3 protein-coding genes are annotated in these 14,991 nt (G+C 43.3%); all 3 read left to right on the top strand.

Annotated features, from left to right (window positions below; translation table 11 throughout):
- Positions 1 to 15 precede the first annotated feature (15 nt).
- The 3 genes from ODZ84_RS07055 to ODZ84_RS07045 all read left to right on the top strand — a co-directional run bounded on the left by ODZ84_RS07055 (position 16) and on the right by ODZ84_RS07045 (position 14,984).
- On the top strand, positions 16 to 3,456 hold the full coding sequence (locus tag ODZ84_RS07055; RefSeq protein ID WP_266176287.1) for a peptidoglycan-binding domain-containing protein: 3,441 nt from the start codon (positions 16 to 18) through the stop codon (positions 3,454 to 3,456).
- A 120-nt stretch (positions 3,457 to 3,576) separates the two neighbouring features.
- Positions 3,577 to 10,128, top strand: coding sequence for a hypothetical protein (locus ODZ84_RS07050; protein WP_266176286.1), 6,552 nt, complete (start codon positions 3,577 to 3,579; stop codon positions 10,126 to 10,128).
- A 2-nt stretch (positions 10,129 to 10,130) separates the two neighbouring features.
- Complete coding sequence (locus ODZ84_RS07045; RefSeq protein WP_266176285.1) at positions 10,131 to 14,984, top strand: hypothetical protein; 4,854 nt, start codon at positions 10,131 to 10,133, stop codon at positions 14,982 to 14,984.
- The last annotated feature ends 7 nt before the right edge of the window (positions 14,985 to 14,991 follow it).

Below are 14,991 nucleotides of genomic sequence, written 5' to 3'. Positions count from 1 at the left end.
ACAAAACAATAACTTATGGCAATTTATATATCTGAATTAGCATTAGAAAAAATACCTTCAAATAAATTTGTATCAGTTACCACAAGCGATGGAAATTACCAGCTGAGATCAGAACTGTTTAAAACCAACAGAGATCTGGTAAACCTGGTGACGAATCCTTTCAGGACACTTCCTGTACAGAAAGACGATCGTAGACCAGGAGTCGTACGGCGTATACAGATGGCATTAAAAATCATCGGTCAACTCCCAAATATCAATTATAATCTCCCCGGAGGTTTTACACTAAACTCTGAATTTAATCCGGTAACAGAACAGGCAGTAAAAGATTTTCAGCAAAAAGTCGAAATTGATATTACCGGAATTGTGGATGCACTTACCTTATCGTGGCTTGACCTCACTATTGCAGATCATATTTATGATATGGAAACCGGTGAGCATATCGCGGATAAAAGTGACAGAGATAATAAATTTGTCAGTTTCTCCGATACTCTGGGCTCAGACGGTTTATATAAGTACAACCTTACTTATATAGATTCGAATAAGAATATGCAAACTGTGGAAGTGAAAGATAAAAGTATTCACTATGTTCAGGTTTTGAAAGAGACAGGGCAGAAAAATGCCACGGTTCCGATTTCGGGAATAAATAATATTACCGGCAAAAATCTGGATATCAGTCGAAAAAAATATAATGACGGATCGGTATTGTTGCGGGATAAAAATAATAAGCAAATCAGAGTATTTGCCCCACCAAGACTTCCGGAGTCTGAACCTTACGAAGTTAAAAACGGAGATAATATCTATTCTATCATCAATAAATATTATTATGTAGATCATGATATTGAGTACATGACAGGAGAGGGAGTTATGGTACATAAAGTTCCTAAAAGACTTTCAAGTACCAGCGATACAAGGGTGAGATTCTATATGTTGGTACTTTATTTTTTCAATTTAAATACGAAAAGAGAAGAGGGACCGATAAAATTTAATAACCTTGGAAAAAATGATGCTTTTTACAAAAAACTGGAAAAGGTTTTTATCCATGAAAATAAAAGACCGGCAACATCAGGCACATCATCCAGTAAGCTGCCTAACTTTTACAACTTTGTAAAAAGTATAAATGAATATTCAAATGTGACAACAGGAATGACCGTAACGCCGGGAATGGGAATAAATGTGCCATCAAAAGCATTTGTTGAAATGTTGTATTATCATCTGAACTTCAATCCGGATCTTATGCTTTCAGGAGGAACATATGTTACGTCTGTACCTGATGTCAGAACCGAAATTACACAGGAAATTCAACAAAGAAAAACGTTGGGAGAAGTCTTTTTTGATTTTGTAGATGATGCAGTCAGTACAGCAGCTGACAAAATTATGGATTTTTATCGTGAAACATTGAGTTTTTTTAAAAGCGCATATGTTCATCTTAGAAATCAGCTTCTGGACAAATGGCCGAGGGGACTTGGATCTCACATAAAAGTGGGGGCCAGTGTCACTTGGGGAATTCCTCTGAAAACAGGTACCGAAGGAGATTTTTTTATGTGGCGGAAAGTCACGGAAAGAAATAAATTGGTGATTTGCATGGCACAGTGGGGAAAATTTGAAGCAGGTGTCGATGATTCATTAGGAATAGAGCTTACCGTAGGGTTAGGAGCAGCTAAAAGAAATAAAAAATTAAATTTAGGACTGAAGATCGAAGGTGATGTGGAAGCATCCGCTTTAGGATATGTAGAAGGTAAAATTGAATATGAATTCCCTGTAGAACCTAATAACACCGCGCTTATCTCGATGTGTATGGCATCCATGGCACCTATGGCAAATGCGCAGACTCAGTTAGGTGCTCTGATGGCAAATAAAGTACTGCAATATTTTAAAGTAGTAGACCTGAGTCCTTTCCAATACATGATAAAGGCAAATCTTACTTTGGGAGCAAAATTAAGTGCAAGCGGAAACATTAACGGAGTATTGGATATCCGGTCAAAATCAGAACCGGGGGATGAAGATCAGTTCATAGACGATGAAGAATTGACAGAAAAGAAAAATAATCTGTCTACATTAAATCAAATATTGCATTATCTTGATTTCAACTTTGAATTTGGGTTAGATTGTAAAAGTTTTGATTTGGAGTATACAGCATCTTATCCGGAAGGTGCGCTGAATCCTAAAGTTCTTACCAGGCAGCCTTCAGGCACTGAAATACAATTAGGAAATGCCATCGCAGCCAATATTGAAATTGAAAACAGCCCTGGTTTACGAAAGCTTTTAGATGTAACAAATACTGATATCGAACTACCCGATTTCAAATTTGACAGAGCAATTGCCCTTTACACGAAGTTTGTACTTGAAGAAGAGACGGTGAATGGAGTTAAAAAGCTTAAAATTAAAGACCGTTTATATAAAGTGGGAACAAGTACAGGAAGTGTGGATTACAACGCGGAAGGTGGTGATGAGTTTTTTATTCATCTGGACAAACCTGCTTTATTAAATATCCTTGGTAATCCAGATGCTTACACTCCGGCGGATGCCATAAATTTAATAAAAAGCATTCAATACCGGAAAAAAGAAGCCATTGAAGGTGATGCTCCGGTTTTGGAATCTACTGTCATAGAGTCTCTGACGAAATGGTATAAATCCAAAAAGATTATGAATACTAATTTAGGAGACTTGGTGATGGAGGAGCTCGGACTGCAGTTCAATGCTTCCTATGATATAGATATTAACCTAGATATCAAGAATAATTCGTTATCCGGATTAATTAAAGACAGCATTCTTTGTACAGTAAATCTGTTAATGTGGTGGGACGGCCTGATATCTGACCCGGCTATCAATTCAAATCCGGCCACTATGAGGGAGATCCAGAAATGGCTGTATGAGAATGTCTATCTTGTTTTCCAAAAGACAACCAATTTACAGCAGACGCAGCTTGCCATTTTAACGATCAATACAAAACTTAATGAATTGGTGAATAAGGTTAAAAATACCAATATTGGCACGTCATCCGGAACGATCAATATTTTTGATAAATACAATTATAATTCATCTAATGTTAATAAACTCGATTACGTTAAACGTTACCTTAATGTAGTTTTTACTATGGTTGAAAGAACAATCGAGTATACGCGGGATGGAATACAGGTTGCAGGCTGGGTAATGGATATTCTGTTTACGAAGATTTTCCGTTTTCTGGTAGATTCTCTTGAAATTACATTTGCTTTAGAAGGTAGCTTTGAAGCAGCCGCAACAGTGAATGCTAAATTGGGAGAAGCGGTAGCTAAAGAAGCAGTGACTATCGATCTGCAGGGAGGATTGTTCGACAGAAGTCTGCTGATCGACAAAAATCAGATGACCGTGCTGGCAAGCGATGATCCGATGAGAGGTTTAATTGAACTTATCAGACATACCTTAGGTCAGGACTACAGAAAGATAACCGATCTTTTATTCGAGCCTTCAAAATAATTTCTTAATACATATTCTAAGCGCTTAGAATCATTTTATAACTGATTCCGGTAATCCCTTGCCGAAAAATCAGTATCCCAATCATTTAAACTATTAATAATCTCATCCAAAATACAAAATATGAGTAATTCATTAATCTATCCTCGGCTGAGCGATGTTCTGCCGATAGATAATATACCTGACCAGCTTGATGGTGTGAGACAGGCTTTAGAAAGTATCTTCGGTAATCTCTATGCAAAAGATATACATCTGTACACTTCTCCTGATGGTTCTTCTGGTCACTATTCCCTTAAAATTGTGTTTCTGACACAGCTCGGAATAAATCTCCCTTTTTTAGGAGGGGACGACAGTATGAAATTAGTGGTAAATCCTACCGCTGTCGGTACTACTGAAGTGGCCGTTTCAGTAGATTACAACTGGAAAATTATCCGTTATGTAAAACAATTCACCTTAGACTCGTTCGATAATACTCTTGTGACGCTTTTTCAGATACTATTCGAATTAGCCGAAATTACACCGCAGGACCTTTTAAGAAATGTTATCGTTACATTTATTCCGGAAGTAAACGCTGTAGAAACGCTGATTAACAAAATTAATAACGACTATAATACCGTTATCAGCTATGATCCTAATGCATTAGAGGAGGATCAGCTGCAGAGCCTTGCAGATTCTATCGAATCTTATGATCTTGATATCATAGATGTTATCATTAAATCATATATTGAAGGTAACGGATTCAGTGAAGGAGTGACAAGGCTTAAAAAACTTTTCAGTGATATTGTTGATAATGTGGAAGATAATATCAAAGAATTGATTAAACTCCATTTTCAGGCAACAATCTCTGATTTAAGCCTGGGGTTAAGATTCCCAAGAAAGTGGTTAACTCCCGTTAATACAGGACAGGACCCGAACCTTGAGTTAGACGAACCTTTACCGGAGCCTTATCACAGCTATCTCACTTTTGATGTAGGAACGCTGAACTATTCTTCTGACAGTGGATTAAAATTTTATAAAGAAAACAGTTTTAATCTGAACCGGTCAATGATCGGGAATACAGGGCTTATCGCTGAATTTGAACAGCTTAAAATCGATTTGAGTTCAGATTCCAATATTCCGGAAGCCATCATAGACGGAAGACCGGATAATTTTAAAGGAGTATATGCTAAAAGAGCGGCAATCGCACTGCCTTCCAAGTGGTTTAAAAATGTTAATAATACAACCCTTCAAATCTATGGAAATGATCTCTTGGTAGGAACCGGAGGTATTTCCGGAACGATTGGCCTGGAGGCCATTAACGGAACTCCGGTTGCAAGTGATAACTATTTGTATGCCAATATGGAAGGCTGGAGTATCGGTTTTAATTCATTCGATATTACCTTTAAACAAAGTGATATCGTTTCCTCCAATATTAAAGCTCAGCTGGTCCTTGAAAAATTCAAAGATTCCAGTAATAATGCAGCAAGAATAGATGTCACAGGACATTTGGATGCCGATGGCGATTTCCTTTTAACCGCTGCTGCTGTTCCTCCATTCGATCCTAAGATTACTTTGCCGGGTGTTTTCACCCTGCATTTAAAATCCGTAGAGCTCGGCAAAGAAGACGGCAAGCTGTTTATCGGCGCTTCCGCTGACGTAGAGTTTGTGGACGACTTGTTGGGTGGTCTATTAAAAGGCCAGACGCTGAGTATTTCTGCGCTTAGGATTTACAGCGACGGGCATATCGATTTCAGGGTAAACGGGGGTAATATGACCCTTCCCAAGCCTATCAAGCTGCCAATTGGACCTGTTGATGTGTCGGTTACTGCGATCCACTTCGGTTCCCATGAGCGTGAAAAAGGCGGAGTGATCCGTAAGTATAACTATTTTGGCTTTGATGGAGGTGTGAGCATCGGCGTTGCCGGGATCGATGCCCGTGGTGACGGGATTAAGTTCTATTATACCGTTGATGACGGACCGCGTGATTCTTACCTTCATATCCAGACGATCCATGTGGATATGATCATTCCAGCCAACTCAAGTGACCCTACGGTTTCAATTAAAGGGTGGCTGTCGATCCCTGAGCCTGGCGAATTCCAGGAATACAAGGGTGGGGTGAGCTTAAAGGTCAAAAACCCGAGAATTACGGGTGGGGTAGACATGCGTTTAGCACCCAAATACCCTGCATTTTTAATCGATGCGCACATTGAACTTCCAAACCCTATTGCCCTGGGTCCCGTATCCATTTACGGTTTCCGCGGCCTGTTGGGCTACCGTTATGTCGCTGAAAAAGCAGCGATCGGGATGACCTCTGACAATACGTGGTACCAGTATTATACGGCTCCTGAAAGAGGCGTTGGGGTTGATAAATTCAGCCGTCCCGACAAGACCGAGGATTATAATTTCCCGTTCTCGTTAGGAGTAGGCGCCCTTTTGGGTGATACGATGGCCAATGGAAATATCATCTCCGCCAATGCGATGCTGCTGTTATCCTTACCATCAATGGTAATGGTGGATGCCAGGATGAAGCTTTTATCCAGCAGGGTAACTTATCAGGATGATCCTCCATTCTTTGCCTTCTTTATTTTCGGGGACAACTCTTTGGAGTTCGGTTTCGGGGCAGACTATAAATTCCCTGAAAGTTCCGGGGATATCATCAAGCTTTACGCGGAGATCCAGGCCGGTTTCTTCTTTAATAACCCATCGGCGTGGTATATTAATTTCGGAACCAAACAGGCTCCTATCACCGCGAGTCTTTTAAAGAACCTCTTTACGCTGAAAGCCTTCCTGATGATTTCAGGCAAAGGAATCGAAGCCGGAGCCAGAGGCGAGTTCAGGTTCGACAGGAAATTCGGACCGATTAAGATCTTCGTTTTGGCTTACCTTGAGCTAGGGGGCAAGATCAGTTTCCAGAAGCCGCAGATGGGAGCTTACTTCGAAGCCGGCTTAACGATCGATATCGATGTAAAGATCATCCGGATCTATGCTTCCGTCACGATTCTCCTGGCTGTAGAATCTCCTGAACCGTTCCTGATTTACGGAGCCTTCAGTGTGGCCTTTAAGATCAAGATCCTGTTCTTTAAGCTCAGCTTCAGTGCCAAGATCGAACTTAAGTGGGAGTTTAATAAAACCGTCAGAAGAGATCCTGTGAATCCGTTTACGGAAATCCCAGGACAGAGCGAGAGTCTGGTTAAGGGAGTGAGTATGCTTACCAATGAAACCTTTGATCTTCAGCAGGTTGCTGATCCTCAGGCTTATCCGGCTGTGAGTACCATTACCAAAGTCGTACCTCTGGATACCTATATCGATATTAAAAGTACCAAGGGCTTAATTCCGAGCTTAGCAGCCAATGAGATTATCGGGGGTTATACCAGCGCTGCGGGTAATGCCGTAGATCTCATCCCGCCGGATAAAGTGATGAAAGGTCTTGAGCTGAGACAGGTTAAACACCAGTATACCCTTGAAAGCATCGAGATCAGTGCCTACAAAGAACATCCCCATACCGATCCTGTAACCGGGGCAGTAATTTCTGCAGGCTGGATCCAATATAACCCGTTCAAAGCGATGGATCCTGGTAATACGTATCTTGATGCTGCCAAAGCAGGACAATGGCAGAAAAAAGACAATCAGTACAATGCGATCCGTATTCTGGGCATGACGCCGTTCTCCTACACGGAGCAGGGGAACCCGGGATGGTTTATTCCTGAACAGTATGGCGTAATGCCTTCCACACTGTTCTGTGAGGGCCAGGATATCGACGATTCGGTTTCTGACTTCTTGGATAAGCCTTTGAATACCCAGTATTATGCTTCCAGCAACAGCTTCTTCCAGAGTAAAGGCGCTTCATACCAGATTTCGGGAGATGTTCAGTACACCGTAGATATTTACGGGAACCCTGTCATGCAGGGCGACTCGGGCAAAGTATCCGATGCCGTGAATATGCACGGATTCGATCAGTCGCTGGAATTTAAGAATACCTCGCATCTTACGATCATGCTTCCGGCACCATCTCAAAAGGTAGAACTTAAGCTAAGTACGTACAGTACAGGATTAAAGATCCAGTATTTCAGTCCGCTAATTGATGACAGCCAGTCTTTTGTTCAGTACGATATGGATGAGATCTATTACTCCAAAGCAGAGCTGAGCGATCGGGTGGTTGTTCCTGAGCCTATTGCGAGTAAAGGAATTACAAAAATTGTGATCATTCCTGATGTTACAGATTCTGTGCAGATTAACCTGATTCAGGAGCAGATGGCAGTACTGATGCAACAGGGTTACCAGCAGGCCCTCTCGCAGGGCGGCTACGTAGGCCAGGTGCAGCCCAGCAACTGGCAGCAGTATATGAGTCTGCAGTCCCAGCTGGAAAAATACCAATCCGTGGGATGCGACGGAGCAAGACGGGATAAAGAAGAGGCAATGTGTAAATACTACCCTGATATCCTGGGCCATTATAACAATAATTTCTTTGTTCCTTTCAAGAGAAGAGGCGGGGCTGCTACCGGTCTGGAATATGCCGATTTTATCAGGAAAAGATTAGATACGGGCGTGTTCCACTCAATGTTATCTTCTCTGCAGTCGTACGGCATCGGCTCTGCGATTTTTACGATATATCTGAGCCAGTATGCAAAACTTCTGGATGCGCTTTCCGAATATGTAGCATCGAACCCGGATGATATCTCAGGCATCATTGAGCGTTTTGAAAAGATGAAGTCCAAGTTCCGACAGGTTGAAAGATTATCTCTGGATATGAATCCTTGTACAGATTCCCGATTGTGTAACCTGAGTACGGAACTTTCCACCAAGGAGTTCGGGCTGTTCAATGACCGGACAGGATTAAGCCAATCGCCATTATTCGATGCTTATAATGCCTTTGTTGCCAATACGCCGGGATATTCTTACCTGCGAAACCTTCTTGCCAGACAGATCTCTACCATCAGTACTGTTTTATTGGGTGGCTGGACGATGTATGTGACCAATATAGGGGCCTACAACCAGGCGTGTGAAGATATCATTTCGATTCTGAAAGATCTTGGCAACTGCTCCAGTAATAAGAAATGCTTTACGCTGTTCCATGAAGTTAAATGGCTATCGGTAGAAGACTATGAATTTAACCTCAGTATTCCTTCTCAGGAGGCAATCGAAGCCCAAACCCAGGCTGCAGTAGATGCGATCACCCATTCCGTACAGCCGATCTGGCGACCGGATACTGCGTATTACGTGAAGTTTACCCTTCAGGATAAAGTAGATAATACCGTTCAGCAGCCGTATCATTACGGTTATGCATTCCGTACGGCAGGGCCCCTTGGCTTCTTCCACCTGGACCGCAATGCTACCTATGGTGATATTGAGATTAAAAATCCTGACGGCTCGGTTCATATTTTAGAAGACACAACAGGAGTGCTTCGCGATACCGGCGGGAACACCATTGAGCAGCAGACTGCCCATCCGGATCAGTATCCGCATACCTCACTCAGAGCATATATCGATTACCAGCGGTCTTATCCCAATGCAGACGGGAACCTGGTGAATGCCAAGCCTTTATTCTACCAGGATGATACGACAGAAATCTCCATGTATTTTACCTCGAGTTATGTCTCTAAATTATTAGATGGCTGGCATGAATATAAAGGCCTTAAGCCCCTTGGAGGAACGATGAAGATTATCATCAAAGATCCGGTAGAAGGTATTTCGGTGGTCAATCCACCGTATATTGATGCTACCGAACAGTTCATTGAAACCTCTCCAAGTGAGATTTCCCAAACCTTTGAAGAATGGTTAACCGATGATAACCCTGCCATTCCGCCGGTACTGAGCCAGTATGCAAATATGCTCAATAACGGACAGAGCTGTATCGGAGATATTACCCTCACTACGCCAAAATCGATCTACCGTGTGGCCCGACCTAAAAAATTAAAACCACAGAAGCTGTATACGGCCCAGGTTCTTAACCTGTACTGGGGCGATGAGCCCGGGGTTGATCTGATGAATATTACCGAAGAGCTGAAGCAGAAATATGCTAAAGAAGTCCATAAGTTTGTGTTCCAGACCTCGCGCTATAAGAACTTTGAAGAGCAGGTAAAGAGCTGTTTCATTGGCTATGAGGGTGAAAACGGACTGGCCGGGATCAGACAGGCAGTCTATTCTATTGAAAAATCCATAGCGCCGAATAAACTCACGGCAGCCTGGGATATTATCAGGACCAAACCGAAAGAAGTCTGCACTAATTCCTTAAGTAAAGCCATTGAAACCCAGTACCAGCATCCGTTTGACAGGATTGTCCAGGGTCTGTTCGGGATTACTCCTCAGGAGGATGCTCCGACCACGGAATTCAATAAAATCACAGATTCGGATACCGGGCAGGTGGTTGCGGTTTTAATCCGGAACCCAGAACCGTTCAACCATCCTAAAATTCCTGTAGAAGAGGTGGTAACAGTGCATACGTTGGCCACTCCGCCTGTAGTCACTCAGGAAGGAATGATTGAAGTCGTGAATTTCAACAGCTCAGGGAAACCGGTTCTGAATTCCGATTATAAGGTAATTTATTCCAAAGACTATTCACAGGCTTTAGTGATGAATACCGCGAAATCCATCACCGCTACCGAACTGAATTTTAAATTCATCTATAAAGTTTGGGACGGAACAAAATATAAAAAATCAAGTACAGTTATTGCTGAAAATATTAAAATAAACTCATAAACATGTCTTTCAATACCAATACTATACCTAATGTGGCCGCTGCCTCATTACCGATGAATAATACCTTTTTACAGTCAGATTGTTTATATATTCAGGCTGCGGGATCAAGAGGAGAAGACAGTACTGCGGGCATCCATTTAAGATGGATGCTTAAGGGAGCTGCCGGAGAACATTTACCTAAAGGAGACGCCTACCAAGGCTCTCCTGAAGGTTTCAACAAGCAGGATGACTATATAAGACTCTTCAGACTTCGTTACGAACCTATAGCCACTACTTTATATCTTACCTCTTCCCCGAGTACGGTGGTAGACTCAGAAGCTTTATGGCTGTATTCCAGCGGGAAGCGCGACGGGAGAATGTTTTATGTGTATTTTAGAAATACCACTAAATATAACGAAGTAAGAGCAAATTATGATCCTTTCAATGATCCTTATGCCTTCCTGCAGCAATATGGGAACAACCTTATTGAAGTAGAATCGAAGGATGCTTTATTCTTCGCCGTGCAGTTTACCCCCGAAAACGATACAGTGATCGAGGGGATGAAAACGGAAATTCTCTCGGTGGAAACCAATAAGCAGAACCTTCCGAAGAACGTTACCTTCCGCCAGACGATCGCCAATTTCAGAGATAAGTTTTTTGCCGAAAATGCCAGAAGCGTCCGTTTTGTCTCATTACCGGATAATCTTATTACCAAAATAGATTTCGAATTCTACGAGGATATTGCCCAGAGAGAAGGCTGGGAAGAAATCGGTAAATTTGCCCTTACCACCAAAGACGACGAAGCTTATAAAAGGCTGGAGCAGGATTCGGGTAACCGTACGGTGCATGCCGCCTGGCCCAGATACAATGACGGGGAATTTGTGAATATCAGAAACTACCAGTCTAAGTGGTATGATGATACCAAAGACCCTGAAACCAGCATCAGGGACTCCGTGGAGAAATATATCCATTTAAGCGAATCGGCGAGCAATCCGTTGGCTTTGGACTATTATTATCCTGAAGATAATTTTAACGATCCTAATCCGCTGGAAGTCTCTCATTTCAATATTCTTCAGATGGCCGCTCTGGATTTCCACGTGGCAAGAATGCTGGGATTGGGACATATGGACATTACCGATGAAATCTACAGTGGCGAGCAGTATATGTATGCCGCTCATTATGTAACCTTAGCCGACCTGGGTAACGGGCAGGGGATGAATGAGGTGACTCACGTTGCCTTTACCCTACCTACTTCCCTAACAGATGAGCGCACCTGTTTACCGGTGAAGCTTAAGAAGCCGGTACCGGGTATTGTTTCCGCCGATCCTGCGGCAGGGGTTACCATGAGCAGCCTGACGGATGCCAGTGGATATACCTATGACGGCGCCTCAAGATACATGAGTTTAATGATCCATGAGCTCTCCCCGGATGAGCCTTCCAACAGCCCTTTCTACTATTCACCGGAAGAATTCGACATGTCAAAATTCACCTATCCCGTGAATGTGGGAATAGAATACAGGATGAATGAGGAGACCGATTGGAGACTTCCTGAGCTTGCTCATGACCCGAACTATGTGAATGTATTTTCCAACGGTGAAAAAGCCCATAATGAAACCATAGCCATTGCCCTTCCTGACTTTGGGAACCCTGCCTATGTTCATAAACAGAAAAGATCCGGCAGGCATGTCTATGGATCTTACGGAGTCAACTGGTTCTCAAGATCCGCCACATCGCTGGAGACCTATCAGGTAGAATCCAGCATCAAACCTGCCAATGGATTGTTACCGCCATCCAGCGTGAACGCCTTTCTGATTCAGCAGGAGCTTCCTTTACTGCTGACTTCAGTCAACGAACAGGCCCTGTATAATCAAAACCCTGCTGCGGACAAGACTTTGGTGAGACTTACGATGGAGTATGACGCGTCCCAGGATATGATTACCTATCAGAAAGCGGTAAACGGAGAAGAAGTTTCGGATTTCAGTCCTTTACCGGACGCAGAAGAACTTTTTGCCGACCATATTGAGGTATTCTTCCGCCCCGAAATTCCAAACAGAGTATTCGGAGCCATTGAAAGTGTTACCGATTTGCCGGGCAACCCTTTGGTTTCTGTAATTAAAACCAAAGCTTTGGTACTCAGCAGTACAGGGGCCACTGCCGCGACGGCCCAGACCTTAAAACCTACCATTGCAGTGGCAGACTTCCCAAAATATGTTGGGGGCGTATTCTCTGTGGGCACCGATGATTATATTATTCACAATATTGTATCCGGTACCAACCCTGATTATCCCGTTTTCCACATCCTGAAAAAACAGGTTGGAAATGCTTTCGGACAGAATACGGCGATGCCTTTTGACCCTGCGAACTTTACGGTACCTGTTGCCAACGAATCTTTGATGGTGGTAGAAAACATGCAGAACCCTTCAACCTGGGGTGCCGTAAACCCACACCCTTTAAAAATCAAGATCGGGGACGGCTGGCCGGTTCATACCGAAGAGAAAACCATAGAATCAGGTCAGGCTCCTGACACTACCTATAATACGTATTTCAGGAAATATCGGGGAATCAACAGAACAGCGGTGATGACCAAAGTCATCGACTTAGATCCCGTTACCCACCAGCCCCTTCCTTTTACAGGTCTGTATGAGATTAATTTCCCGGGCTTCAACCTGGGGAATCACCCTCAGTATGCTACAGTCGCAGGACAGGACAGTGTACAATGGTACCGTGGAAGCATCCGTGTGGAGAGGTATGGTGTTCAGAATCAGGAAAAAGCAGTCCTTAAGGTCATCCGTATCGATAATATCGGTGCCGGTAATGGAGATCTTAAAATCTTTGCCCTGGATGAATCATTTGCTACTAATCCGTTACTGCCTGTGGCTATGCCAGGGATCACCACAGAAGTGAACTTCTACCCGGGCTACAGGGCCTACCTTCACCATAATGTACCATGCAGGCTTACCAAAGAAGACATTATCCCTCAGGATGATGCGCTGGAAAAATACAGCATTTTCGGGACTAGAACGGTAGATCTCACTTATGTGGATTATAAGTCGCGGATTTCTATCCCGACCATGATGTTCGGAAGAAAAATCGAAGCGCCTATGGCCCCTGAAATGCCGATGGGATCGAAATATGCTACCAGGCCCGATACCTTCGGACGTTCTTCCTATGCCTTTACCAATACGTATCAGCATAAGCCCTTCAGCGTGATGTTCCTTCGGAGCAATGATGACATTCTGCTGAGCTCTTTATACAAGCATACCCAGGATTATAATGCCAGTCCTGAACCGAATTCGGTAGAAGATATCCGTGAAAAAAATAACGATGATTTTTTCAATGACCGGTTATCGGAACTGGCCAATTGTATTTTCAACAGCGATGCGACGCAGTTTAACCTTCATAACGGGTACAGGCTTCCGATTCCTAACAGCCCGGATCTGTTAAAGGGAATCAACCTGTTTATTGCCGATCATAACGAGCATTACAGCCCGGCGATCCCTGCCCTTACGGAGTCAGCGTATAACAATATTCAGACTTTATCGCAGGTTATTATCCCGGCGGATCCCGGTGGTACATTTGGAAAGGTGGCCTTTCTTGATTTTGTAAAACAGACGATCCGAAACACCTTTGTTCCGCTGACGGAAGTTCCGATTCTTTACCAGTTTGTGAAAGGCGGTGATTATCAGCCCATTCCGAAAGCCCAGGTGATCAGGGATAAAAACGGAACTTTGCTGACTCCGGGTAACGATGTCAATGGAGAATTTGATATGGCTCCTATGATGAAAATCCTGGAAACCACGCCGAAGCATAAGACGTTATTTGTAGATTATACCCTGGACGGCGCTTCAAAAAGCGTGTACTTTTATGCCGTCAAAGAAACCAATGCCCAGCTCGTACAGAGTGAGATGAGTGAGGTGATAGGCCCTGTAAAAATGGTCAATTCATTCCCGTTAAAGACTCCGGAAATCAAAAGTGTGATTCCGGTGCTGGAAAACCCTGCCAATGGGGTGAGCCCGGCGATGAAAGTGAACATTAATACCTACAACAAAGTTTACAATGTTAAAAAGACCAAATTATACCGTGCCCTTACCATGCAGGATGCCGTTTCGGTAAGAACCATGGAACTGGTGCATGAACTGGCGATTGAAGACACCATGTCTGATGACGGAGTCTGGACGCTGCAGGACAGCTTCGATGATCTTACCCAGGTTCCCTTCAGCGATCCTTTATATTACCGCGTGACGGTGGAGGCCGAAGTAGAATATGCCGAAGCGAAATATACCACCACCCAGAGCGATGTGATCGTTACCGAATATGCTCCCTCAGAAGCATCGAAGATCATGATCACCATGATGACAGAGAACGTCCTGCCGGGTGCTCCCGAGCTGCAGTTTGAATCTGATGCCGTGAGCGGAAACGTAGTGACCTCAGGATTATTAAGCTGGAAAGAGCAGTGTTATAAGGGCAAATATCACCTTTATAAAATGAATAACCAGGGGAACTGGAAAGAACTGGCCCGAATGAATGTCCTTCCGTCCAATGCCTCCAAAGTACAGCTGTATTTATTTGAAAACGATCCGCTGACTAACACCGAAAGCTGGATGGCAAAAGATATTTTTGATATTACCGACGGAACAATGTTCCTAAGACTACAGAAAATAGGCCTGGATCCTCTTACCGTGAAAGATGCAGAAGGAAATCCTGTCTACCATCATTTCAAAGTCGTTACCGAAAATACCTCAGGAATGTTCAGTAAAGAAGACCGTATCATTACCCTGTATAACCCTAATTCATCAGCCCAGATCGGAGGGATTTCCACCGACGGGACCGACGGAATGATCATCGAACAGACGTTTGTCGTAAGACCGAACGTATAAATGAAAT

The sequence above is a fragment of the Chryseobacterium fluminis genome (assembly GCF_026314945.1).
Taxonomy (GTDB): Bacteria; Bacteroidota; Bacteroidia; order Flavobacteriales; family Weeksellaceae; genus Chryseobacterium; species Chryseobacterium fluminis.
Note: the sequence above shows the minus strand (reverse complement) of the source record. Positions and strands in the feature narration are given on the sequence as shown.